The organism is Nitrospirota bacterium, from assembly GCA_016180645.1.
In the GTDB taxonomy this organism is placed as follows: Bacteria; JACPQY01; JACPQY01; order JACPQY01; family JACPQY01; genus JACPAV01.
This window is the reverse complement of sequence record JACPAV010000015.1, coordinates 56,441-81,738: the sequence shown is the minus strand read 5'-3', so window position 1 is coordinate 81,738 and position 25,298 is coordinate 56,441. Positions and strand designations below refer to the sequence as shown.

Here is a 25,298-nt window from a genome sequence, read left to right as displayed (position 1 = left end):
AGTCACAACTTCCCCGCGCCCCAGGCTCCGCTTGGGGCGCGGCTTTTCTCTTTCTCCAGGGAGTGCCATCCGACGGAGATACGGATAGCACTGCGCTGGAGCGTCCGCGAGTCTTTGCCCCGCCGATTTCACGCCATCCATCGGGTCGTGGGAAAGGATTCCTGTCCGTAAATTGTCCACTCCTAAATCACCATGTACTGGTTGCACGAAGTATTACCCCTCGCACAGGCGGGCTTCGTGGTTCGAAATGCCCAGCCCTTTCGAAGATCGCCGAATTCGGCCCGCCTGAAGTACGGCAACAAACCCCTTCCCCTGCTCGGACTGCCCCTCGTCCTCTCCGCTTCTGAAACGAACCTTCTCCGCCGGCTATCCTCCGCGGTTGCCGGGGGTTTGGAGTCCTTCACCCGCCAAAGGCTACGGGAGAGAAGAGTACAAGGCATGGGATTTTCTCGGCTTCAAGAGGAGTTTGTAACTGCGCCAGCCGGCTACCCACGCGCCGTCCCCATCGCCAGAATTGATGCGTATTGGACGACCCGAGGGCCTCAATTCCTGGAAATCAACACGGACGGAACGGCCTACATCGATTATTCCGATCGATTGAACAGCCACTACCTCGAAGTCATGGGGCCGTTCCTCGGTTCGCACGCCCGGCGATTCGAATCTCTCTCCGTGAGACAAGCTCTCCTGGACACCCTCCTCGAATCCTACCGGCAGTTTTGCGCGACCTCGGGACGACGCCCGAAGTCAAATCCTCTCGTGGCCATCATGGACTACCGCGAAGTTAAGACGCGGCAGGACCAAACGAACATCGCGGTCTACCTGGTGGACCGCGGCCTGCCCAGCATGACGGTCGATCCGCGAGAGCTGAATTTCCGGGCTGGTCGGCTCTACCGCGGTAAAACGCCCATCGACATCATCTACCGCCGCGCCACTTCCCGCGAAATCTTCACGCGGCCTCACGACTTCAGGTCCTTCCTCGCGGCGTACCGCTCGAAAGCCATTTGCGTCGTCGGGTCCTTCCACTCCGATCCGGGCTTTCACAAGGCGTCCCTCCAATGGGCGCTCGACTCGCTGCCGCCCAAAGAGCGAATACGCCTGGAACCGCACATTCCCCGAATTCTCATCGGACCTCCTGCGGACCGGGCGATCCGCCAACAGAACGATTACCTATACAAGCCGGCCGATCGAAACCAGGGAAAGGGAATCCGTCTGGGGGCACATTTGAATCGCGCATCGTGGCTCGGCTTGGTTGCAAAGGCCCGGCGCGGAGAAGGCGCTCTCCAGAAACTGGTGCTACCCCCGCCTTTCCGCGCGCCGCGCGAGTTGGGGTTGGCCAAGTACGGGGACCTCCGGCTCAACCTTGGAATATTCGTGATCGGGGGACGGTTCGCCGGCGTATGCGCCCGGCTGACACCCGATCTGATCCTCGGAGAACGGAGCCCCGAGTGGCTCATCCCCGTCTACTGCGAAGTTAAGAGCCTCTAACAGAATAGCATCTTCAGATGCTCCCTCTTGTCGGGAGGGTCTGAAGACCCTCCCCTACGCATAATGACCAACATAAACCTTTCAAAAAATGGCAAAAGTCGAGCTTAGAACCGATAGCCCACGCCCAAGCCGAGCCGGGCGTAGTAGAGTGTCCAACTGTTGATAATGTAGGGATAGAACTGCGTGAAGTGCGCCGAGGCTTCACCGAGCACGCTCCACCGGCGGAGTGACTTCTTTTTTTTCGCGGACCACATCGCACCGACGCCCGCCGAGCCTGAGTAGCCTGCCGCTTGCGTCTCCTCGTCGCCGTTCGGCCGAAAGTAGGCCGGACCGATCCCTCCCCTCGCAAACGCCGTGTATTCATCCGCCACCGGAAGTGAAACGCGCAGGTAGGGAGCCAGCATGATTTGCTGGCCAAGATTCGAACTGGCCTCCGGCTCATTGAGGTTTTCCGTTTCGGCATGGAAAGTAACCAGGGATGACAGGGCCAACCCCGTCGAAATCCATCGCGCCCAAACTCTTTCGATCGTCAGCTCCGGCCCCACGTCCATCGACTGGGAATAAGAAGATTGCTCCCCCAATTCGTCCTGGGTCAGCGAGCCGACGGGAATGAACCCTGCCGCAAGACCAACCATCCAAGGGAGGGATCGGGATCGGCGCCGCTTGGTGTTGCGAACGGTCTTCTTGGGTCCGGGCGGATCGGCCCAGTCGGCCCCCAGGACGAGCATGATCGGAGCCTGCTTTATCTTCCCCCGTGTCAGAATCTCCGCGCTCAATCCGAGTTGATCGACCAGGCGCACGGCCTCGGACTTGGCGCTTTCTTCGCACAGAACATAGGTCTTGTCCGTCTTCTTCTTCGCGGGCCGGATGCCGTTCAAGGAGAACCCCGCCGACTCCACGGCCGCTCTCACCCGATCCATCGAAACCAATTTGTTCGAGCCATCCACGACAAATACCGGTGTCGGCGTGCTGGATTGTGCGGATGCCTCAGCGGCCCGGACACCCAGAACCACAGCGCAAGCGACACCGGCGGCCCACCGCCGCGCGCTCCGCCTTCGAGACGGCCTCATCTCAATCCAGCTGATAGATGCAGACGTCCCCGCTGCACACCAGAAAGCCGTAGGTCGGGTTGGGATTCGAGGTGGGGGTCGTCAACGATTCCCGATTTCCAGACGCGTCGCTGATCCCGTCGAATTTCAACAAGAGACAGTCACCCGAGTTGTCCCTGTTCGAACCGATGGTGATGTCCATGACCCCCTCCATGGCCAACGGCCCCCACACCCAGCTCGGCTTCGACAGCGACTCCACATTGGCTGCGCCCGAGGCGGGACAGCCCGCCGTCCCCTCCTCAATGACATCGATGCTTACCGAACCGCTCATCGGTTCGAGGAAGGTCCGGACAATCACCTGGATTTTTTTTGAGTCCGTGGGAGGAGTCACCCCCGTATCCGTGGACTTGGTGTTGTCGGCGGAACTGCTGCTGGCCCTGATTTTTGACCCATCCTGCCCCGGTACGACGCTCTGGTCCGTGGAAGTCATGATCGTGCCGAAGTTGAGCGGCGCCACCTTGTCCGACAGCACCAACGCGCGGGAGGCATCGATGTCGCCTTCGATTCCATCCGAGCTTACGGCCGTGACCGCATACGTGACCGAGGTGGACCCGCCGAAGATGCTCGTAGGCAGCGTGGGATAGATCAGAAACACGCTCGGCATGGTGTATTGACTGTCCGTGATGAATTCCGTGCCCTCCGGGTAGCGCGGCGCGAAGGAGGCCAGGCGCACCCACCCCGTAACGCCCTTCGAATTCTTGGCGTACAAGCGGTACTCGAGGGCGCCGGCAACGGAGGGCCACTGAAGATCCGGCACGGTGTTGTAATTGATCGCCGTAGCCACGGGGGTGCTGCAACTGAGCGCCGAGACCGAGCAGAGGGCTATCGTCGGGCTGGTCGGTTTGCTCGCACCCGACCTCACCCAGAACATCAGGGAGGCATTCGTGGGATCGTCCCACTGTAGGAGTTGTCCGGCTGTCGAGGACACAAATCCCATATCGAGCAGGTACCGGAACCCCGCGCGCGGCTTCTCCACAAATTCGATCGTCAGTTTCGTTCCGGGACTGCTGTCCAAGGCCGATTTGAACGGGATGCACTCGGAGGAGGAAGCCGAGTCCACCGAACAGTCGAATGATCCATCGCGGTTCAGATCGGCGGCCATGAAGAGATCCTGATTGGGCTCATCCACGCTCAACTTCTCCACCTCATGCGAGAAAAGAATGCTGATCTTGTCACCCGGCGCCACGGCATCGTCCGCCCCGATGTCCGTGTACACCACTCGAAACGTGGCCGCCCGCTTGAGCCGGACCTTGACCGTGGTTCCCGTGTAGGTGTTGAGGGCAAAGGTGGACGCGACGCCCGGACTGTCGCCGAATTCGTTGAGGTCGTTGATGGGGTGGATGTAAGCCTCGTAGTCGAATTCGCCGTCGCCGTCCGTGTCGAGAGGACTGACGTAGATCTGGTAGCCCGTGGTGGTGGGGAGGGACGAAAAGTCGGCCACGCCGAGTTCGTTCGTCTTGCGTTCCGTGGTCAGACCGTGCTCGGAGTTCACGAGGGTCACGGTCGCCGCAGGTACCGGCCCCGATACGCCGTACACCTGAACGGAAAGCGTACCCGTGTAGGTCACCTTCTTGTTGAGAAAAAAGTTGAGCGAGCGCGCCACGGAGGGCGAAGATTTCATGAGGTTGGCCGTTTGCTTGCCCCCCTCCATGTCCCCCACGCCGTCGTTGTCGAGGTCCACGTCCGGCACGGTGACGACAAAGCCATCGTCGGCGGGCAATTCGTCGAAACTCACGATCCCATCCGATCCCGTGGAGCGCGTGCGAGGGCTCGCTCGCCGCGCCTCGATGCCCCGCGAAGGAGAAGCAGACGGCGATGCCAGGTCGTAGTTCGGGTGGCTTACAATGACCTTGGCGCCGGCCTGTGGACCGATAATGCTCTGAACGTTTATTTTCAGACGCCCATCCATCGGTACCAGAGTGGTATCCAATCGAAGGTTCTTTTGCGCGAGTGTGATGCTGTGGAATTTCGGCGCGAATCCTTCCCGGGTGAATCGGATTTGGACGTCTCCTCCGGGCACGCCGAAGACCCGGTAGGCGCCGGTATCATCCTCGATCGAGGAAGGATCGTCAACCGTCATCGAGAAGGCAGACTTCTCAATCCGTCCGCCGAGGAGAGCCTGCACCTGCACTCCGCCCAGGGGATTCCCATCGCCATCCGTGATCTTCCCGTAGACCAACGATTCGCTGACCACGCTGGAGGCGTCAATCTTGCAGGAAACCACCGCCATGCCGACCCAGAACAATACTCGGATGGCGCCCGCGTCCAGACGATTCATCTGTTTGATTTCATCGGCTATGGCAACCCTGTCACGGGAGTGGGGACCAGCCGCTGGATGGACGTTCCATCGCCAACTTGGCCCGAGCTGTTTCGGCCCCAGCACTTTGCGGTCCCGTCTGAAAGCAGGGCACACGAATGAGAACCCCTCGCGGTTACGGACGCGGCGGAGTTCAGCCCCGAAACGGCAACGGGCGTCGTGCGGTTCACGGAGGCGCCGTCTCCGATCTGACCGTAGGCGTTATACCCCCAGCACTTGATGGATCCATCCGAAATCAGGGCACAGTTGTGGGACTGGCCTCCGGAGACGGCGGTGGCGCTCGTGAGGGCCGAGACTGCGGTGGGTGACAGACGGTCCACCGTTGTACCGTCTCCGATTTGACCATAGTTGTTGCGTCCCCAGCACTTCACCGTGCCGTCGGCCAAGAGCGCGCACGACCCACTGCCACCCGCGACCACCGCGACGCCGCCGGAGAGGGACGTTACGGCGGTGGGAACGCTCTTGTTCGCCGACGTCGAATCGCCTACCTGTCCGTAGTCATTGGCCCCCCAGCACATGGCGCTTCCGTCGACGCGCAGGGCGCACGTATGAGAACCCCCTGCCGAGATCGCCAGCACGCCGGTCAGCGAGGTGACGCTTATGGGCGTTGTTCTATTGGTTGACGTTCCGTCACCCAGTTGACCGTACAGATTGTTCCCCCAGCATTTGGCCGTACCGTCGGACTTAAGCGCGCAGGTGTGGATCTGGCCCGCTGAGACTCCGCTCGAGCCGGAGAGAGAAGAGACCGCCGTCGGAGCCACATTCGACGAGGTTCCCCCGCTCCCGAGTTGGCCGGAGGACCCATACCCCCAGCACCGAACCGTACCATCCGCGATCAGTGCGCAAGTGTGGTAGACCCCTCCCGTGATGCTCACGGCGCCGCTCAGGCTCGTCACCACTACGGGGACGGACTTGTCGTCGTAGGCCCAGTTCCCTTCGCCTAACTGGTACCAGTAGTTTCCCCCCAGCATCGTCCCGTGCCATCCGAAAGGATCGCGCAAGAATGATCCATTCCACCGCTCAAGCCCTCCCGCCAGGGCCGCGCCGGTGCGCCGGATGCGGCGGATTCGTGGAGGTTGGGCGAAATCACGCCGAGCGCTCCCCCGGTTATGGGAACGGTCACAGGGGTCGATTTGCTCACGAGCGTCCCATCCCCAAGCTGACCGTACCCGTTGCCCCCCCAGCATTTCACCGTCCCCTCGGAAAGAAGGGAACAGGTGTGATAGACACCTCCTGAGACGGCTACGGCGCCCGAGAGGCTGCTCGCGGTCACAGGAGTTGACTTGTTCATCGTCGTCCCGTCCCCAAGCTGGCCAAAATCATTGCGCCCCCAGCACTTCACTTTTCCGTCCGCAAGGAGGGAACAAGTGTGATTGTTGCCCCCCGCAACGGCCACTACGCCCGAGAGGCTGCTCGCGGCTACCGGGGTTGACTTGTCCGCCGTCGTCCCGTCCCCCAGCTGGCCGGAGACATTGTACCCCCAACATTTCACCGTCCCATCGGAAAGCAGAGAACAGGTGTGCGAGGTGCCCTCTGCGACGACCAGGGCGCCCGAGAGACTGCTCACGGCTACGGGCGTCGATTTGTACACTGTTGTCCCGTCCCCCAGCTGGCCCGAGTTGTTGTACCCCCAGCATTTCACCGTCCCCTCGGAAAGAAGGGAACAGGTGTGAGTGCCGCCCCCCGCAACGGCCACAGCACCCGAGAGGCTGCTCACGGCCACGGGCGTCAATTTGCCCACTGTCGTCCCGTCCCCAAGCTGGCCCGAGTTGTTGTACCCCCAGCACTTCACCGTGCCATCGGACAGTAGCGAACAGGTGTAAGATCCACCCCCCGCGACGGCCACCGCGCCCGAGAGGCTGTTCACCACCACCGGGGTCGATCTGTGGGCCGTGCTCCCGTCCCCAAGCCCACCGTAGAAATTGTATCCCCAGCATTTCACCGTGCCGTCGGAAAGAAGGGCGCAGGTGTGTGAGTCGCCCCCTGACACCGCCAAGGCAGTGGACAGGCCGCTCACGGCCACAGGGGTGAGTTTGTTCACGGTCGTACCATCCCCAAGTTGGCCGTAGGTATTGATTCCCCAACAACTCACCGAGCCGTCCGCCAGGAGGCTGCAAGAGTGGCCCCCCATGTGGGCGGTCACTGCTTGGGCAACCTGCGTCACACTCGTCACTGCACTTTTCTGCACGGTGTTCGTATCGCGATTGCCCGCCGTGTCCTTCGCGCGGACAACAAAGTAGTAAGGGGTGTCCGGAGTGAGGCCGGTTGCGGAGTAAGCCGTCGCGCCGGCCGAGCTGGAATAGGTGGCTGCGAAACTCGATGCGCATGAGCCTGATGTTGTGGATTGGCAAACGTCATACACCAGGGCGCTGGTCAGGGTGACGCCATCGTAGGCCGCGAACCAGGCAAGATTGATCTTGCTACTCGAAACCGCGGTGGCCGAGGAAATCCCGGAAAACGTCGGCGGTGTCGTATCCGCACCGGCCTGCGTCGTCGCGCTCTTTTGAATCGTGTTGCCATCGGTGTTTCCCGCAGGGTCCTGCGCGCGCGCGACAAAGTAATAAAGCATCGAGGCCGTAAGACCGGTCACCGAATAGCTTGTGGCCCCCGCCGTCGTTGTGTACGTCGCCGCGAACGCCGTCTGACACGCCCCCCAAGTCGTGCTTTGGCAAATTTTGTAACTGAGGTCCGCTGGAGCGGCCACATTGTCGCTCCCGGCCGTCCAGGCGAGATTGATCTGGGTGCTGGAAAGGGAGGCGGCCGACGTCAATCCCAGGAAGATCGGCGCGGTCGTATCGGTGGGAGCCGTGACCACCGGTGCAACGGGCGTCGCGCTGACCTCGGTGGAGGCTCCGCTCTTCTTTCCGGCCGAATCGATCGCAAAAACGGCAAAGAAATACTTCGTTCCGTTTGAAAGATCCGCAATCGTCACCTGGGTGGCGGTCGTCACCACCGACTTCGAAGCGGTGACGACCCCCCCTTCCGGTCCCACAAAAAAGGTTTGGGTGTTGTAGAGAATCTCGTAGCTCACAGCTTGTGGGACGGCCGTCCAACTCAGGGTCATCGACCCATTCCCCGGCACGATGTTCACACTTGAAGGAGCGCCCAGATCAGAGGCCGACGGCGGCTTGGTCCCTTCCGAGTTTGCATCCCGCGCCACGGACCATTGGCAGGTGACCGGCGTGGGATCCGTGTTGCCGTTCCCGTCCCGCGATCCCACGGTCAAGCTGTGAGCGCCCACCGCGAGCGGACCCGTTTCGAACGGCGAGGCGCACGGCACGGCTGCCTTGTTGTCCAACTTGCAGAAGAAAGCCGCACCCGAAACGGGTGAGGAGAAACCCACCGACACGCTGTTTCCATCCGAGGCATCGGAGGGACAGGTGGCCATCGTGTCAGGCGGGTCGGGTGAAGAAGCGGAAACGGCTTGCGGTTCTCCGGATGGGAGGTCAGGTGGCGGCGAACCTCCGTCCCCGCAGGCCGAAAAGAGGAAGCTCAGAAAGAGAACCGACCCGAAACGCACAGGTTGAAGGCGCGCCAAGGCGACTTGTGCGCCGGGAACACCGCGCAGCCCGCTCCTAACCCCACATAACACGAGGTGATACTAACACACGGGATGAACCAATCAAGTCGGTGGGGAAGCCTGGCTCCCCTTTTCGCCCCATACCCGCCGCGGGAAAGCGATACCGGTCAGTTCTTCGGCGCGCCGGCGGCGATCCAGTCCCGAACGGCTTGGATCTTACACGAAGGGAGCTTGGCGCCCGTGAGCGGCATACGGCCCTCCACAATGTCCTTGCCCTCGAGTTTCTTGACGAGGTAGCTGTTCTCAGGATCCCCCGCAGCCACGCGTTTCAGCGTCACTTCCGTTGAATCAACCCCGACCAGATTCTCATAAACGTCGCCACCGTTCGCATCCAGGTTCAGACCCGCATTCTTGGATCCGCGCCCGTGGCATCCGGAAAACGCGCACGACTTCGAGAAAACTTCCGATTGGATCACACCGAATGATGCTTCAACCACCGTGCAGGGGCTCGAATCCGTTCCCTCATAGGCATCGCCGCACGCCGCCAACGATGCCGTCACGAGAATCATGACCATCAGTTTTCGTCTCATCACTCAGGCCTCCAGCTTCGTGCAGTTGTTGACGATTTGAGTCCCCAAGTCAAGCGTCGAAGAGGCACTCGATGGGTCGCCGTCATCGCACTTGCCGTCCCAACGCCGCCCATCCATGGGCCGCTCTCGTTGCGGCAAGTACCGCACCATCCATGGCTGGCACTTGCCATTCCAAGGCTCCGCATCACGCTCCGCCCGTTGCGGCAAGTACCGCACCATCCATGGCTGGCTTGCTCTAAATGAACCGCGCGACTATCATGCCCGGAGGCAGATGACTTTGATCGACGTTCGTACCATCGGAGTGGTTGGCGCAGGGCAGATGGGCAGTGGCATCGCGCAGGTCTGCGCGACCGCCGGATTTTCGGTCGTTCTCCACGACGTCGCCCCGAAGCAAATCGAGAAGGGGATGGCGGCCATCCGAAAGTCGCTGGACAAATTCGCGGCGAAGAAAGTCATCTCCGAACAACAGGCGAAAGACGCTCAGCAGAAGTTGAAATCCACCTCGCAGATTGCCGACCTGCAAGCCTGTGACTTCGCCATCGAAGCTGCGACGGAGAGAGTGGACCTGAAACTTTCGATTTTCAAAGAGCTGGATAAGACTCTGCGTCCGAATGCCGTGCTGTCCTCCAATACCTCCTCCATCCCCATCACCAAGCTTGCCGCCGCGACGTCGCGACCGGACAAGGTCGTCGGCATGCACTTCATGAACCCGCCCGCCCTGATGAAGCTCGTGGAAATTGTTCCGGGGCTCGACACCAGCGAAGAAACTCAGATGCTCACGAAAGATCTCGCAGAGAGACTCGGCAAAACTGCCGTGAAATGTGTCGAGCAACCCGGATTCATCGTCAACCGCATCCTCCTGCCGATGATCAACGAAGCCATCTACACGCTTCAGGAAGGCTTGGCCACGGCGGAGGACATCGACAAGGCCATGAAGCTTGGTACGAACCAGCCCATGGGACCCCTCGCGTTGGCCGATCTCATCGGACTCGATGTGTGTCTCGCCATCCTCGAAGTCATGCACCACGAGATCGGCGATCCCAAGTTCCGCCCCGCCCCGCTCCTCCGCAAATACGTGGACGCCGGCCACCTCGGCCAGAAAACCGGCCGCGGCTTCTACCGGTACCCGAAGTAGGACTGGATTCAGGCCAAGGCGCACCCGTTCTCCTGGAAGTAAGGCCCGCATCGTCCGTCACTCCCTACCCTGTATCCGCAGCCATACCACTATTCCCCGGCGCGATCATTTCTGATACTATCATCCAATGAACTGCGTGAGAACTCTCTTTTCAGCCCACCCTGCAATTCACGGCTTTGGACGCGTCCTCGATTTCTGGGGCACCCTCGGACCAGGGACCTCGATAGCGCGCTACGTGCCACTGAGCACGAGTGAGGCCCTCTCAACCGATTGGAAAACAGTTGGTGCTGACCTGGGAACGACATTCAAAGCATTGGGCCTCGCGTACGTAGCCAGCCCGTCACCTGTTTCCCGCAAGCCGTCTCCGGTCGCCTGACTCCAATCCAGGTCATGCCGTCGGAAGGCGGCAATATGCCGGGCGAGCAACCGAAAACGAGCGCTAGCGCGGCTTCGCAGACTCAGATTCAACAGATTCAGCTCCAAGAATTCAGTTTCCAAGGCCCTATCCCGCCTCCCCAGGTTCTCGCTACATACAATCAAAGGGTCGCGGCCAATGGATGGGTTTTGCCCTGGCCGGGGCCACGATTCTCGGAGGTTTCTACCTGGTTGCACACGACAAGGATGCCCAGGGGATGGCGGCGATTATTGTGGCACTGGCCGGGCTGGTCGGATCGTTTCTTTATGCACGGTATCGAGAGGGCAAAGCCGCCGAATCAGCCGACCGAGAGCCACGGAAGGGATAAATCCTCCACAGGAATTCTTGGGGCCGGAGAGTCGCTTGCGATTTGGCGCCGGCGCCAGGGGGAAAGGGTATCCCCAATAGTGGATATCGTCGAGCGGCGCGCGCCGTTGAAAAAGAGCCCGATCAGATGGCTTTGGAGGCCGCTACCCGCCCGGCGCCTTCAGGATCTCATTCGCGTGGAGGCACGGATCGACCCAAGAACCATGATCTGCGCGTACTCGGACAAGGATCTCGGGGCGGCCACTCCCGCCGCGATCCCTTGTCTTCTCGCCGTGGTTGTTGTATGGTGAATGTATGGCAAGGTTGATTTCGACAACGATTCGTCTCGACGAGGAGGACCTACGCGCTCTGAAGCGCGCGCGAACCGCGGGGCTCTCCGCCTCTGACCTGGTCCGGAAGGGCCTGCGCGTTGTCGCTGCGCGCTACTACTCGGGGCGCCGTCCTCCTTCGACACGTCTGTTCGAATCCACGGACACGAAGCTCGGGGATGAGTCAGAGCTGTTCCGCGGCCTGGAAGATTGACGGCGCCTGTCATCGCCGACACCGGCGGGCTGCTTCGTGCGCTGGCCCGCACCGGCGAGGGTGGTCCGAGCTTCCCGGACTACGAAGCTGTGTTGACCTCCGCAAGGGTAGTCATCGTGCCGGGGCTCGTCTTGGCGGAAGTGGATTACTTCCTGCGAGAAAACCGAAGCGCCATGCGCAGGTTGATCACGGACGTCTTCGATGCTCGGACGCGGTACGAATACGAACTTCCGCTGGCATCCGACATCGTTCGCGCGCTGGAGTTCGACGCCAGGTTCAGGGACCTCCACATAGGGCTGGTCGACGGCACGGTGGCCGCCGTGGCCGAGCGGCGGGACGTCTACAGGGTGTTGACGACGGATCGGCGCGATTTCGGCGCGATCCGAATCGGACGAGGGTTCACTCGGGCACTGGAACTGCTGCCATGAACCTATCGGTACAAGGGGCCGCCGAACAAGCGCTTGCGGCAGGCGGCGCCCGGCGCGATGATGGAATCCGGCGGCAGAAGCGCAGGTATTCTACGGACTCTGGGGTCTCCCGTACGGCTCAGCCTATTGCCTTTAGAATCTCCTCGACGTGGATCCGCGGATCCACCTTCGGAAACGCGTGGGTCACTTTTCCCGCCACGTCGATGATGTAGGTGATCCGCTTCGCATAGCCCGCCTCCTTCGAGTCGCACGCGCCGTACAACAGGCCGGCCCGTCGCTCCGTATCGCACAGGAGCGGGAAATTGAAATTGTACTTCTGCGCGAACTTGGCATTGGACTCAACCGAGTCGAATGAAATCCCTAGAACTTGGACGCCTCGCTTCTCGTAGTCGTTCAGTTTGTCGCGGAACCCGCAACCCTCGGCCGTTCACCCAGGTGTGTCGGCCGCCGGATAAAACCACAGAACCACCTTCTTTCCTTTGAACTCCGAAAGACGCCTCGTCTTTCCCGTGTGATCCGGCGCGTCAAACTCCGGCGCCGCCTCTCCCACCTTCACCATCGTCTCCTCCTTCCCATGAGGGCTCAGCAGATATCTGATCAGTTGCCAGACTTTCACCCGCACAGTCTACTCCCGCCAGTATATGTTGACAACCGCGGTCACCATGAGTACGCTCGAAACCAGTGAGGCGATTTCTCTTCTGGGGATTACTGCTCGTCTCGTGTTCGGACGCCAACCGACCGCGCGGTCAAGTCTACACATTCAAACTCGGACCCGTCGAACTTCAACCGTATTCCGACCGCCAAGTCTACCAAGCCATGCCCATGGGCAATCTCGAAGACGGCGCCATTCTCCGGCTGGAAGTCCGGCAGAAAGGCGAGGTCTGCCATCACTTTCTCGTGAATCATTGGCAAGACTCCGAGTCCAATCCCCCGTCCGGTGGGCCCCACGATCTCTTCAGCGGCCCTTCACTCGCGCTCATCGCCGGCTCGAACACACTCGTCGGCTCGATCTACCGCAACGTCCGAATCGACACCGGAAGTACCGTGGGCGTTTTCATCCCGGCAAACAGCCATCTGGTCTTGAACGGCCACTGGATCAACACCTCCGACAAGATCACCTACGGGGAGACGGAGGTCGAGATCGAAGTCGTGCCCCCCGAGCAAATGCACTTCCTCGCGCGCCCCGAACTTCCGGGTTCAATCCAGATTGCCGTTCCCTACAAGGGCACTTCGGTGACCACCGGCGAATGGAACCCTCAGGAGGACGTCGCCGTCCTCCTCATGACCTCCCACATGCATCGCCACGGCCAGACGTTCACCATCTGGAAAGTGGAAGATGGTCAGGAAACTCAGGTCTATTTCAACAACGATTGGGCCGCCCCGCCTTTGCAGGTTTTCCCCGATCCGCTGGTCCTTAGGAAGTCCAAGGGAGCCAAGCTGAAGTTCGAATGCCAGTTTGCCAACGATGACGTCCCCGAGACCATCGGCTTCGGTCCGTCTGCGGACACCAATGAGATGTGCATCGCGCCGGTGTTTTACGTGAAGGAAGTCGATGCCCTTCTCGACGCCGTCGCCGCCAACCCGGACGTCAAGTTCTCCATCGAAGCCGAACCGTACGGCACGAAGTACTGACCGTTCGAAACCCACACCCTCCGTGAGGGTCCGGACGAAATCCTTGCATTACGATGGTTGGCCCCTTTTTCCGAAGGGTCGGCTGTGAAACGGCCAAGAGAAGTTACAACTTGTGCGGCGTGAACTTCGAGGATTTCGTCAAGATTCGAACGCCTGCGTTGGGCGTGCCGCAATCACGATCCGTTCCGATCTCTTCACCCCTCCAGGCATTCGAGCATAACAGTGTGTCACTGCATCAGCACAAGGCCCCCGGCAGTTGCGATGCAGTTGTCAACACCGTGCACGAGCACGAGGAACCGGCAGAGGGGGGGCGCATTTCAGTATCCGTCGAGGACAACTACTCCTTCACCCGCCGGAGCCGTGTGCGGAAGCGAATACCGGTCCCGGTGGGATCTGAAAGGTTCAGGCCGATTTGTGGAAGGCTTTGCCTCGCATACTGGAGGCACCACTGAAAATCGGGTGAAGTGTTGGACACGTTGGCCCCCACGACGGCCGTCGCCAGGGCATCCTCGGGGGATAAGCGCGAAGCATTCATCTGGAAGCTGAAAACAATGTCACACTGACGGTAACGGCCCGAAGTGTCCTTGAAGTACGATGGATTGATCGATAATGTGGCTATCGACCACGTATGGCCGTTCTGGTACCGCATCTCAGGGTGCAAGGCATTGCTTCCCAGGGACGAGATCAAGGAACGTTGAGGGAAAGGGAGCAGCGTCAGATAGGCGGCTCGGTCGTACACGGGACTCTCGCCTCTCTCCAGCGATTCCAGGTGCCGCTGTATGTACGCGTCATTCCACGTCCGAGCCCGATGACACGTGGCCAATCCTTGCGAGTCGTAGTTCTGCCAGCAGCTTTTGTAGCAGAGTGCCTGTAACCCGGGGTCGGTCACGGAGACGCAACGTCCGATCGTTCCTTTCAGGTCAGTCGGTCCCACGCAGGAGTCATTCGCATCCCAACTGTTCGGCCCCGGCGGCTCGCCGAGAAAACCGAAGGGGGTCGTATTCACTTCGGGATCAAGTTCCAACCCGTGAAGGTCGCGGGCCTGTTGGCGGCTCATCCCCTCCGTTTGACCGCACGCGACGTAGCTCTCTTTGTCGTGCCAGATGTCGAATAGGTATCTACGTTTCCCGGTCAAGTCGTCGCGTCCCTCAATCCGATGATAGTACAGTGCGGGGTAGGTGGCGGAAAGCGCCGCGTGGAGCAGGAGATCCGCGCCGGAGCACGGTTTGTCTGCGGCGATGTCGAGGCATTCAGCAAACGCCCACGTGCCGGTGGGATCCCAGGCATCTTCTTCGGCCGGTGGAGAAGGACCGGTTTCGAGGGGAGTGCCTGCCAAGGCAACCGCGGTGGAAAAATCAACCCATACCCGGCCCAGATTCTGATGGCGATCGAAGACCATCGCGCCCGTGAGCTCATGATCCCCGGAGGAGAGTTGTCTATCCCCGACGAAGAAGAGGTCTGCGATGCGTTTTCCGCTCGGATCAACAACGAAACATCCGAATGGAATCCCCGCAGCCTGTATCTTCAGTTCAAAACGGCCTTGCTTGTTCGCCGCCCCCTTCCCTGAGCGGGGGTTCTCTTCGAAAGTGACGCAGAAGAGGCCGTAGTCCGGCAGCGGCTGTCCGGCCTCGAAGCTCGATTGCCGCTTTTCCCTACCGGTCCGGCGCGGTGAGGTCCCTGCTCCTTCATCCGGTCTTGTGATGCCGGGGATCGGCTCCGTTTCCGTCAGGCCACGCACGCCGGTACGCACTCCTTCCACCGCCGAACCGGCGACAAGCTGACCCGATATCTCCAACTCGGTCCCGTCGGGCAGCGGCCCCGTTTGGGCCGACTCACACCCCGCGAGAATCAATCCAACCGCAAGTGCTCGACGCCACACGGTGGTAGCATATCACGCATAGGGGTCCGCCGAAGCGATGCCATCTTGCCGTTGTCATGCGGGTACAGTCCGCGCGGTCAGGCCTGCCCCCAGGTTGTTCATGAGCGTCTCCCATCGGATGGCGTCGGAGGCGGTCTCGTTCGGGCTCTCCGAGAAGCGCCCCAGTTCGTCTCTTGCGGTTTGGGACCTACGCACCGCGGAAGGGAGGTGATCCGCGGTTCCTTCGGGATCAGCGTTCATCCTTCTCGATGCGCATTCGCAGTTCTTCGATCTGTCTTTGTTGTTCTTGAACGACTTTCGTGAGCACGGCGACGAGGTCCATGGAGGAGAGGCCCTTGCGGTCGTTCGTGGCGACGAGGTTCGGCACGTCCTCGGCGATGAAGCCGACGTATTGCTCGGCGTCGCAAGGCGACGCCTCGCCGTCATCGGTGAAGGAGGTTCCGGTAGCGTCCGGTTTTACACCGGACGTTTCCCTCCGCGTAGGGGCGGCGTCTACGCCGCCCGATCGGGCGCCCTGGAGGGCGCCCCTACGAATTGATGTTGAGTGCGACATGGCTACGAGGCAGGACCGCTTCCACAAGAAGATTACGGCGGGGACGCACCGCAAGGAGGAGGATCTGATCGACTTGGAAAAGCGTGTCCCTGAAATCCGGAAGGAAGACATAAAGGGGAAATTTGCGAACTTTCATTCTCGCTTACATGTTGCGGCGGGATACATGGAAGTTATCTCGGCCAAGATCATTGAGCGGGACCTTCGAGCTGCGGGCGAGTACATCGAGACGATCCGGCGCTTGACGTCTCGCTGACGACTTTTCTCTCATCCCCACCCCCCTACCCCATGGTAGCCGCAGGCTTCAGCCTGCGCTTGAGGACGCACCCGTGAAGGGTGCGCCTACCGAAGAGTCTCATCCCCACCCCATCACCCCTTACGGTAGGTTCGATACCGGGGCGGTTCGCAATATCGAGTGCCGAGATCACATACATCACGGCAGGTTGGTCACCGGGACGGGCGTCAACCGATTCACCGTCGTCCCGTCGCCGAGCGAGCCGTACTTGTTGTTTCCCCAACACAAGACGGAGCCGTTGCCCAGAAGGCCGCAGGTATGGTCGAAGCCGGCGCTGACGGCAAGAACGCCCGAAAGTCCGGAGATTACTATGGGGGTTGATCTAAAGGCCGTCGTGCCGTCACCCAACTGCCCTTTCCAATTCGCTCCCCAACACTTGACTGTTCCGTCCGAGATCACCGCGCATGTATGGTCGCCAGCTATCGAGATGGAGCCGCCGGCAGTTATCGCAACCACGCTTGACAGCGAAGTAACTGTCACGGGGGTTCTTCCCGATGCACCGGTTGACCCATCTCCAAGCTGATTATTGCCATTGGCTCCCCAGCATTTCACGGTCCCATCCGATCCCAAGGCGCACGTGTGGGAACCACCTGACGCGAGCGAGATCGAAGAAGTTAGTGTGGACACCAGCACAGGAGTTGCCTTGTCAACATTCGTTCCATCGCCAAGCTGACCGTACGGGTTATCCCCCCAGCACTTGGCGCTACCATCCGAGAGGAGCGCGCACGTGTGGATGAGCCCCGCACTGACAGCGATGGCATCCACAAGCGCAGTTACGGTCAACGGCGTGAGTGAATTCACCGTTGTCCCATCGCCGAGTTGACCTCCAGCATTGCTTCCCCAGCATTTGACGGTTCCGTCGGACGCTAGAGCGCAGGCATGAGAGCCTCCCGCGCTGATCGCGATAGCCGCGGTCAGCCCGGAAACCGCCACGGGAACAGTTCTGCTCACGGATGTCCCGTCTCCCAGTTGGCCGGATGAGTTCTTTCCCCAACACTTGATGCTGCCATCCGATGCCAGCGCACACACGGAAGGGCCCCTGGTGGCAACTGCAACTGCACTGGTCAGAGAAGACACCGTTACGGGTCTTGTCTTGTCAACGGTTGTTCCGTCGCCAAGCTGCCCGTCAGCGTTGGATCCCCAGCACCTCACTGTTCCATCTGAAACCAGTACGCATGTGTTGCCTGAAATGCTATTGCCACCCGTACGGATCCCTTCACGGAAGGGGCGGGCGGGGGCGCCGGAGGCGGTGGATTCGTGGAGGCGCGGGAGTTTCACGCCGAGCGGGCCGGCGAGAGAGGTCACGGCGACGGGCGTCGGCTTGGTCGCCGTGGTGCCATCGCCTAGTTGGCCGAGAAAGTTGTATCCCCAGCATTTGGGCGTCCCGTCCGATAGGAGCGAACAGGTGTGCTGGTACCCAACTGTGACGGCCATTGCGCTTGTAAGGCCGCTGACGACAACAGGAGTTGCCTTGTCAACATTCGTTCCATCGCCGAGCTGACCGAAGCTATTGGACCCCCAGCATTTGACCGTCCCATCGGAAACGAGTGAGCAGGTGTAAATGTTTCCTGCGCCTATGGCCGTTGCCCCCGTAAGATTGCTAACCGCGACGGGAGTGGGTGTGTTGACTGTTGTCCCGTCCCCAAGCTGACCAGACTCATTGCGTCCCCAGCATTTGACCGTCCCGTCCGAAAGAAGCGCGCAGGTCTGGAAAGTCCCTATGGCTAAGGCCATCACGCCGGAAAGAGCCGACACCGCGACGGGGGTGAGCTTATCGGCTGTCGTTCCATCCCCCAGGGAACCATAACCATTGAATCCCCAGCATTTCACTGTGCTGTCGGATACCAGCGCGCACGTGTGACTGCTCCCTGCCCCGACTGCAACAGCACCGGTGAGCGACGAGACAGCCGCAGAAGTCAATCCGTTAGCTGTCGTCCCGTCCCCAAGCTGACCTTGGAGGTTGTACCCCCAGCACTTGACCGAACCGTCCGAAATGACAGCACAGGTGTGCTTCCATCCGCCCGCGACAGTGACGGCACCGGCGAGGCCACTGACAGCGACGGGAGTGGTCCGAGGCGACGTTGTCCCATCGCCCAGTTGGCCAGCACTGTTCGCCCCCCAGCACCTGACCGTGCCATCGGACAGAACCGCACATGTGTGACCATTCGCGCTGCCGGAACCACCACCCCCAGCCCCCAGCGTCACAACGCCCGTAAGCGAGCTAACAGCCACAGGGGTCGTCTGCTGGAGCGTTGTCGCTCCGTTTCCGCATTGACCCAAAGAATTAACTCCCCAGCATTTGACCGTTCCGTCAGAAAGGAGCCCACAGGTGTGGAAACTTCGGTGGGCACTGATTGCCTGGACTACTCCGCTTGACCATGTGAGGGCAGATTTCTCGGTTGTGTTGGCGTCGATGTTGCCGGCTTGGTCTCTGGCTCTTGCGACGAAATAATAGCGGACGCCGGACGCGAGACTCGGGACGCTGTAAGAAGTCGCACCCGCGGAGGTGATGTAGGTGGCGGTGAAGGTCGATGTGCAGGCACCGGCGCCGGTCGCCCGGCAGATTTCGTAGGTGATATCCGAGGCGGGACTGAGATTGTCGGAGCCAGGGGACCACGTGAGGTCAATCTGGGAAGTGGAGACCGCCGTGGCGGAGACCAGGCCCGCAAACGTGGGGGGTATCGTGTCGGGTGGGATCGTGTTGATCGTCCACGTGTATGAGGCGGCAGCGGACTCGTTGCCGGCCTGGTCTGTTGCTTTCACTTGGAAGGTATGAGGGCCGTCCGGGATTGAGGTGTACGTCTTGGGCGAGGTGCAGGAGGCGAAGGTCGCACCATCCAGACTGCACGCGAAAGTGGCAGCCGTATCATTGGATGTGAAGGAGAACGAGGCGGACGTGGAATTGGTCAGGAGGGCGGGCAAGCCCGCCCCTACGAAGAGCGTGTTCGGAGGCGTCGTATCCAGAGTCCAGGTGTGGGAGGCGGGGGTCGGGTCCGGATTGCCGGCTTGATCTACAGCGCGAACGCCGAAGGTGTGGAGACCGTCCTTCGACACGCTCAGGACGAGCGGACTGAGGCAGGTGGAATAGGCTGCGCTGTCCACGGAACACTGGAAAGTCGCCGTCGTGTCGGTGGACGTGAAGGTGAATGTTGCGGAAATGGAGTTGCTCAGGAGGGCGGGCAAGCCCGCCCCTACGAAAGACGTGTCCGGAGGCATGATGTCGTTGGTCATGGTTGTTACCGGGCTCATGTTGCCCGCCTTGTCTACGGCGATGAGGTAAATCTTGTTGTTCGCATCCGCCTGATTGTCACCGATCGAAATCGCGATCAGTGATCCATTGCCCGTGGCCTGCCCGGAACCGATAGAGGTCGTCAGGAGACCATCCTTGTACACACGGACCACGGCCAAGGCCTCCACCGCGCCCGCGGCCCCGCTCAGGGCATCACCGGCGCCAGGTGGATTCATTGTCACAGTGAGCTTCGCAGGGTCCGGCGCGGGGGGTGGAGTGGTGTCCTGAATCCGGCTGAACCGGGAGAAATGGTCGACCAAGCCCTTCACCTCGTTCAGGGTGACATCGGCGCCCGACCCAGGAATCACCTGCCAGGCTCCGTTCACCTCGGTCGCCAAGGCCAGCTTGGCCTCGTCGACTCCGGAAGGAACATCCGCATCTTGATATGCCAACCTCATCTCCACAGACGCGTTGAACACCGTTCCCTCGGGGCCGAATTCGTAAATCGATCCGATAGGACCACCCCCACCCGCACCCTCCCCCGTCGAGGGGGAGGGGAAAGTTGATGGGTCGAGCTTGGTAACGGTAAGGGTGGCGTCCGCACTCAGCGCGCCCGAAGGAAAGTTGAGACTCACATTGCCCGTGTCCGCCGACACCGATCCTCCCTGCGGGGAGACCATGACCTCGGCCGTCTCGCCGGGGAAGAGGGGGTCGCCCGGGCCGAACTTGGACACGACGGCGAAAATGACTTCGGCAGGCGTTGGGTCAGGGGTTCCCAAGCTATCCACGGCCCGAACGGAAAGAACATGAGACCCTTCGACCACGCTCAGGGTGACCGAAGATACGCAAGGCTTCCATTCCCCACCATCCAGCGAGCAGCGGAACGTACATTGGCTGTCATGCGCCGGATAGGAGCACTTCAGGACGAACGTCAGTTCCTTGCCCACCAGACATTTCGGGCGCTTGGCGAGGGCCTCGTTGGTGATCGTGGTCTCCGGTGGGGAAAAATCGGGAGTTTCAAGGCTCAGGGGTCCAAGAGTTTGGGAGTCTTGACCGGACGTTTTAGACTCCCGGTTGAGCTTGGTCTGAAGGTTCTGACCGAGGACTTGGAAGGCGGTTTGGAGGTCGGCGGCTGTGGGTCGTCGCTCCGTGTCAGTGGCTGCGGCCCATGCTTGCTCAAGCGCCGCTCGTGTTGAGCCCGTCGAAGCGCCCCCTTCGACGACGCTCAGGGTGAACGAGGAGGCGACCTCCACGAGGTTGGAAACGCCGTCGCCATCGTCGTCGGGCAGGTCGATCCCAAATGCGTCGCCGGTCTCCGGCTGCCCGTTGTCCGCAGCCCATTCCAGAACCGTCTTGGTTTCGAGGTAGACGAGGTCGGGGTTTGCGATCGAACGCAGGCGGCAGGTGAGGGGAAGTGGGGAGTCGCTGGTGGCCAGTGGCGAGTTGGGGGGAAGGAAAAAGGTGATGGCGAAAGTAAAAGCGCCTTCATCGTCCGCTTGGCGTCTTGCTTCGACGGGATCGGCACGAGCGGTTTCACGTTTGCCATGAGCCCGTCGAAGAGCGATGCCGCGGATGCCCCCGCGGACGCCAGGCTGAGCATCACTTCCGATGCCGCCACGAATGCCGGTGGCGACGGTCTCGTCGTTCAGGACGACATCAGCGGCCACATCGTCCAACACGCCGCTTAGGAACACGGCCTGCTCCGGCGCCAGGGGAATTGTGAGGGTAACGGGGCTGCCCCTGTCCTCATCCGGAACCCTGCGGTTGCAGGAAAGCAATGTCGGCAACAGGGCGCACGAGAGGAAGAGGAGTAGTGGAAGCTTCACGCGAGATTGCCGCGGCTCCGCCGGTCGGCGGATAGCAGCGCAATGACACGTTGTCATCTAGAACACCGAGAGGCCGAAGGAGGCCAGGTCTTCATCGCCGCTCAGGGTGAGGTCGGAAGTGCCGTCGAGCGGATTCGCCCCGAGGTACACGTATGCCTGTCCACGGTCGGCGCTCGCGCCGCCTCCCGCATCGTGCCCGTCGGCGCCGACGAGCCAGTCGGCCTTTCCGTCCGCATTGGCGTCTCCAACCGAGGCGACGGAATCGCCGAGCGACGCGCCGTTCTCGTTGCCGCTCAGCACAAGATCGGCCGTGCCATCCAGCGAGGCGCCGCCGAGAAACACGTAGGCGCGTCCCCGGTCCGCCGCGGCCCCGGCTCCGGCGTCATGGGCCCATGCTCCAACTATCCACTCGCTGAAACCGTCGCCGTTTGCATCTCCTGCCGACGCTGCGGTCACGCCGAATTCGGCGCTGTTCTCATCGCCGCTTAGAATCAAATCGGCGGAGCTGTCAGGCGACGTTCCTCCAAGGTAGACATAGATTCGACCCCGGTCGGCGGCGGCTCCGGCCCCCGCGTCATGCTGGTAGGCGGCAACCAGCCAGTCCGCGTAGCCGTCGTTGTCGGCGTCGCCGGCCGTGGCAACCCAGTTGCCCAGCTTCGCGCTGTTTTCGTCGCCGGAAAATGTCAGATCGGCCGTGCCGTCCAAACCGCTTGCCCCGAGGTAGAGGTAAGTGCGCCCCCGATCCGTGCCCCCCGCGTCGTGCAAGTAGGCGCCGACCAGCCAGTCCGCATACCCGTCGCCATTGATGTCGCCGGCCGTGGAGGCCGAGATCCCGAGATTGGCGCTGTTCTCGTCGCCGTTGAGCGTGAGATCGGCCGTGCCGTCCAAGGCGCTTCCCCCGAGGTAGAGGTAGGCGCGGCCTCGATCCGTGCCTCCCGCGTCGTGCCCGGAGGCTCCAACAAGCCAGTCGGCATACCCGTCTCCGTTCACGTCTCCGGCAGGCGCTACGATGATTCCGAACTGGGCACTGTTCTCGTCGCCACTGAGCATGAGATCGGGCGTCCCATCGAGTCCGCTTCCACCCAGGTAGAGGTAGGCGCGTCCCCGGTCTGTTCCGCCGGCGTCGTGGAGGTAGGCGCCGACGATCCAGTCCGCGTATCCATCACCGTTCACGTCGCCTGCCCCCGACACGGAGAAGCCGTAGCGCGCGTTGTTTTCATCGCCGCTGAGCGTGAGATCCGCCGTGCCGTCCAGCGTTCCCCCGCCGAGGTAGACGTACGCCCGGCCGCGGTTTGCCCCGGCCCCTGCGCCCGCGTCGTGCCCGTAGGCGCCGACGATCCAGTCCGCATACCCGTCGCCGTTGAAATCGTTCTCGAACCGGCCCACGTTCACAATTCTCGCCGAACTCCACCCGGACACGTTGCCTTGGTTGTCCTTGGCCCTCACGCGCCACCAGTAGCGAGTGCCGACGGGCTGAACGAGGGAAGTCGGCATGTTCGATATGGGGGTGAAGGTTGCCGACGCAAGGGATGTCTCGTTGATTTCCAAGGCGCTCGAATAATTCGATGTGTCGTCTGCTTGGAGTTCGTACTGGTCCGCGCAGTTCGCGGTCGTCCATGTGAAGGTCGGCTTCTTGTTCGTGCCCGTGTACGTGTCGGCCATCGGCCTGAGCAGCGCCGGTGTGGAGAGAGTAGAAGTGGTGGCGGATGCTTGCTCGGTATTGGCGCTGACGTTGGCCAACTGGTCGCGCGCCCGGACGACGAAGAAGTAGGGAGTCCCTTGTGCAAGACCGGTCGCCGTGAAAGTCGTCGCTCCCGCGGCCGTTGTGTACGTCGCGGTCCATGTGGAGCTGCATGCTCCTGACACGGTGTTTCGACAGATCTCATAGACGATGCTTGACGACGCAGTCACGGCGTCCGTCGCCGCCGTCCACGCGAGATCGATCCGGTCCGAGCAGTTGACCGTCGCAGACGCTATCCCCCCGAACCCGGGGGGGCCGGCATCCATGAGAATATCGTCTTGCGCGGTTGCGGTATTGCCCGCGGCGTCCCTGAAAACGACCTTGACGATCCTTGTGCCGTCGCCGGCAGGAAGGATAACGGCCTTGGTGGCCGAGTATTTCTCAAATGGCTCGGTATCGGGCGTCCCGTCCGCGGCGATTTGCATCTCTTCCGCGCCGCCGGCCGAGAGGGACAGGCTTACCGAGAGCGAAGTCGAACTTGTGGCCCCGGAGTTAATGGAGACGGACACGCCGGACGGGGGGGCGGTGTCGAGCGTCCACGTGAATTCTGCCGGTGTGGAGTCAACGTTGCCCGCGGGATCGACGGCGCGGACGCTGAAGGTGTGGGCACCTTCGGGTTGTGAGTTGAGGGTTGTGGGCGATGAGCAGGGGGAGAATGGAGCGGAGTCGAGAGAGCATTGGAAGGTGCATGCCTCGTTGCCCGTTGCCCGTTGCCCGTTGCTCGTATCGGAGCAGGAGAAGGTAAAGGTGATCTCGGTCTTGTTCAGTAACGCGCCGCTCGCCACGCTCGTAGCGGAGCCTGAAGGCCCCGCTACGGCGCTCAGCGCGGTCTCCGGCGGCGTGGTGTCGACGGTCCATGTGAATGTGGCGGGGGTTGCGTCGGAGTTGCCCATGGGATCGCTCGCCCGGACGGAAAGCGTGTGGGCCCCGTCGGCAAGCGACGAGACCGTGAAGGGTGAGGCGCAAATCGCAAGAGCCGCCCCGTCCAAGGCGCACGAATAGACGCAGATTTCCTCGGTGCATGTGAACATGAAGGTGAACGGCTTGTTCGATGTTCGACGTTCGACGTTCGATGAGATGGCGGTATCCGGCGGCGTCAGATCGATTTCCCCAAGGTCGATATCCGTCTTGATGCCCCCTTCGTCGAGTTCTTTTTCGAGCAACTTTTCCAGCTTGGAGAAGGTCCACTGAATGTCGTCGCTTGTCGGCCGTTGTTCGTTGCTCGTGGCCGCCGCTACGGCTTCTTCAAGAGACTTGTCCGCCTCCTCCTTGCTGCCGTAGAGCGTGAGGTGCGTCGCCATCTCGATCAGCGTGGCGACGCCGTCCGCGTCGTCGTCCGGCAGGAGCACGTTGGCAGAGGCGATCTCCCGCTCCACGATGGTTTCAACCGCCTCGGCCTCTTCCGACTCCTGTACGCGGGCGATCTCGACCTCCACTCGAACGTCGAGCAGGGAAAGATCGGGGTACCCTCTCGGACGGAAGCGGGCTTGTAGGTTGTGGAGGCCCGTGAGGGCCAGTCGCTTGGGCAGGAAGAAATGGAGTTCCAAGCCAAGGGCCAATGCAGGCGGCTCGGACGCCTGGCGCCGTGGTGCGAAGTGCGACGTGCGAAGTTCCCCGTGGCGAGCAGTAGCGTCCGGTTTTACACCGGACGATTCTCCGCCCGACGAGGCCGAGAAGATCGATTCGGTCCCTGCGGCCTCGAAATCGGGCGCTACGGGGGAAAATCCGCCCGATGTAAGATCGGGCGATTCTTGCGCGCCACTCGCGACTCGCCACCCGCCCCTTGTTCTAGGCGGTGCGCCTGGGATAGGTTCGGTCTCGCCGCCCGCGGCCGCCCTCACCCCGGCTCTTATGCCGGCTCGGACTCCGGCGCGCACGCCGGCACGAACCCCCTCGGCGACGAGTTCATTATTCCAGGAGATATCGGCGACCAAGTCAGCCGCTCCGGGAGGCTGCGAAGTACCCTGCCCGATTCCATCGATTCCTTCCGGGTGCCCTCTTGCGGCACTTCCTCCTTCCTGGAGGTCGTCGGGGCGGGTGATATCATCCGATCTCGTGATCGCGCGGACGCCGGCTCGAACGCCCGCGCGCACGCCCTCCAGGGCGGCGGCTTGCGCCGCCGTCAAGGGAACGGCCAAACGGACGCCCATGGAGTCTTCGGGCACATTGATCGGCGGTGTCGGCCTGACGTCGCCGCTCCGGGACTTCTTTGAGCAGCCGGCGCAGGCAGGCAGAAAAAGAGCCAGGGCGCAGAGGAGGAATTGGAGGGTACGCTTCATTACCCTACTGACCTATGCA

20 protein-coding genes are annotated in these 25,298 nt (G+C 61.5%); 8 read left to right on the top strand and 12 right to left on the bottom strand.

The genetic code is table 11. The features are described from left to right. Positions 1-438: 438 nt before the first annotated feature. Positions 439-1,485 (top strand): hypothetical protein, encoded by a 1,047-nt coding sequence (locus HYT87_10275; protein MBI2060146.1) that lies wholly within the window; start codon positions 439-441, stop codon positions 1,483-1,485. Positions 1,486-1,589: 104 nt separating this feature from the next. Here the strand turns inward: HYT87_10275 and HYT87_10270 are convergent, their stop codons facing one another. The 5 genes from HYT87_10270 to HYT87_10250 form a co-directional block, all read right to left on the bottom strand. After that, entirely contained in the window at positions 1,590-2,498 is a 909-nt protein-coding gene (locus HYT87_10270) for a LytR C-terminal domain-containing protein (protein MBI2060145.1), read from the bottom strand. A 58-nt stretch (positions 2,499-2,556) separates the two neighbouring features. After that, on the bottom strand, positions 2,557-4,872 hold the full coding sequence (locus HYT87_10265; GenBank protein ID MBI2060144.1) for a carboxypeptidase regulatory-like domain-containing protein: 2,316 nt from the start codon (positions 4,870-4,872) through the stop codon (positions 2,557-2,559). A gap of 17 nt (positions 4,873-4,889) precedes the next feature. Continuing rightward, complete coding sequence (locus HYT87_10260; GenBank protein MBI2060143.1) at positions 4,890-5,882, bottom strand: hypothetical protein; 993 nt, start codon at positions 5,880-5,882, stop codon at positions 4,890-4,892. Beyond that, the gene (locus HYT87_10255; protein ID MBI2060142.1) at positions 5,852-8,503 is read right to left on the bottom strand and encodes a fibronectin type III domain-containing protein; all 2,652 of its coding nucleotides are present in this window, start codon (positions 8,501-8,503) and stop codon (positions 5,852-5,854) included. Before HYT87_10255 ends, HYT87_10260 begins: the two co-directional genes overlap by 31 nt. A 95-nt stretch (positions 8,504-8,598) precedes the next feature. Then, positions 8,599-9,021 carry a hypothetical protein gene (locus HYT87_10250; GenBank protein MBI2060141.1) on the bottom strand — a complete coding sequence of 141 codons (423 nt, stop codon included), beginning with the start codon at positions 9,019-9,021 and terminating at the stop codon, positions 8,599-8,601. Between the two features lie 271 nt (positions 9,022-9,292). Here HYT87_10250 and HYT87_10245 point away from each other — a divergent pair, with 271 nt between their 5' ends. The 5 genes from HYT87_10245 to HYT87_10225 all read left to right on the top strand — a co-directional run bounded on the left by HYT87_10245 (position 9,293) and on the right by HYT87_10225 (position 11,848). Beyond that, positions 9,293-10,156, top strand: a complete 864-nt coding sequence (locus HYT87_10245; GenBank protein ID MBI2060140.1) for a 3-hydroxybutyryl-CoA dehydrogenase — start codon at positions 9,293-9,295, stop codon at positions 10,154-10,156. 557 nt (positions 10,157-10,713) lie between these two features. After that, positions 10,714-10,899: a hypothetical protein gene (locus HYT87_10240; protein ID MBI2060139.1), complete on the top strand. Its 186-nt coding sequence runs from the start codon at positions 10,714-10,716 to the stop codon at positions 10,897-10,899. Positions 10,900-10,978: 79 nt separating this feature from the next. Beyond that, complete coding sequence (locus tag HYT87_10235) at positions 10,979-11,188, top strand: hypothetical protein (GenBank protein ID MBI2060138.1); 210 nt, start codon at positions 10,979-10,981, stop codon at positions 11,186-11,188. A gap of 4 nt (positions 11,189-11,192) precedes the next feature. Continuing rightward, positions 11,193-11,420, top strand: coding sequence for a hypothetical protein (locus HYT87_10230; protein MBI2060137.1), 228 nt, complete (start codon positions 11,193-11,195; stop codon positions 11,418-11,420). Beyond that, complete coding sequence (locus HYT87_10225; GenBank protein MBI2060136.1) at positions 11,417-11,848, top strand: hypothetical protein; 432 nt, start codon at positions 11,417-11,419, stop codon at positions 11,846-11,848. The genes HYT87_10230 and HYT87_10225 overlap by 4 nt, the downstream gene beginning before the upstream one ends. Before the next feature lie 118 nt (positions 11,849-11,966). On the opposite strand, the gene HYT87_10220 is transcribed toward HYT87_10225, so the two are convergent. Then, complete coding sequence (locus HYT87_10220; protein ID MBI2060135.1) at positions 11,967-12,245, bottom strand: peroxiredoxin; 279 nt, start codon at positions 12,243-12,245, stop codon at positions 11,967-11,969. 30 nt (positions 12,246-12,275) lie between these two features. Beyond that, a complete protein-coding gene (locus tag HYT87_10215; protein ID MBI2060134.1) occupies positions 12,276-12,464 on the bottom strand; it encodes a redoxin domain-containing protein in 189 nt (62 codons plus the stop codon). Between the two features lie 65 nt (positions 12,465-12,529). Between HYT87_10215 and HYT87_10210 the strand changes: the two genes are divergently transcribed. After that, a complete protein-coding gene (locus tag HYT87_10210; protein MBI2060133.1) occupies positions 12,530-13,480 on the top strand; it encodes a hypothetical protein in 951 nt (316 codons plus the stop codon). A gap of 337 nt (positions 13,481-13,817) precedes the next feature. Here HYT87_10210 and HYT87_10205 read toward each other — a convergent pair whose 3' ends face one another. The 3 genes from HYT87_10205 to HYT87_10195 are packed head-to-tail and all read right to left on the bottom strand — an operon-like array spanning position 13,818 to position 15,912. Next, entirely contained in the window at positions 13,818-15,359 is a 1,542-nt protein-coding gene (locus HYT87_10205; GenBank protein ID MBI2060132.1) for a hypothetical protein, read from the bottom strand. Positions 15,360-15,413: 54 nt separating this feature from the next. Next, positions 15,414-15,599, bottom strand: coding sequence for a hypothetical protein (locus HYT87_10200; protein ID MBI2060131.1), 186 nt, complete (start codon positions 15,597-15,599; stop codon positions 15,414-15,416). Beyond that, positions 15,589-15,912 (bottom strand): hypothetical protein, encoded by a 324-nt coding sequence (locus tag HYT87_10195; GenBank protein MBI2060130.1) that lies wholly within the window; start codon positions 15,910-15,912, stop codon positions 15,589-15,591. The genes HYT87_10200 and HYT87_10195 overlap by 11 nt, the downstream gene beginning before the upstream one ends. On the opposite strand from HYT87_10195, the gene HYT87_10190 reads away from it, so the two are divergent. Next, entirely contained in the window at positions 15,911-16,165 is a 255-nt protein-coding gene (locus HYT87_10190) for a hypothetical protein (protein MBI2060129.1), read from the top strand. The two genes, HYT87_10195 and HYT87_10190, sit on opposite strands and share 2 nt — an antisense overlap. Before the next feature lie 177 nt (positions 16,166-16,342). Here HYT87_10190 and HYT87_10185 read toward each other — a convergent pair whose 3' ends face one another. Continuing rightward, on the bottom strand, positions 16,343-19,420 hold the full coding sequence (locus HYT87_10185) for an RCC1 repeat-containing protein (GenBank protein ID MBI2060128.1): 3,078 nt from the start codon (positions 19,418-19,420) through the stop codon (positions 16,343-16,345). Positions 19,421-21,316: 1,896 nt separating this feature from the next. Then, entirely contained in the window at positions 21,317-25,279 is a 3,963-nt protein-coding gene (locus tag HYT87_10180; protein ID MBI2060127.1) for an FG-GAP repeat protein, read from the bottom strand. Between the last annotated feature and the right edge of the window lie 19 nt (positions 25,280-25,298).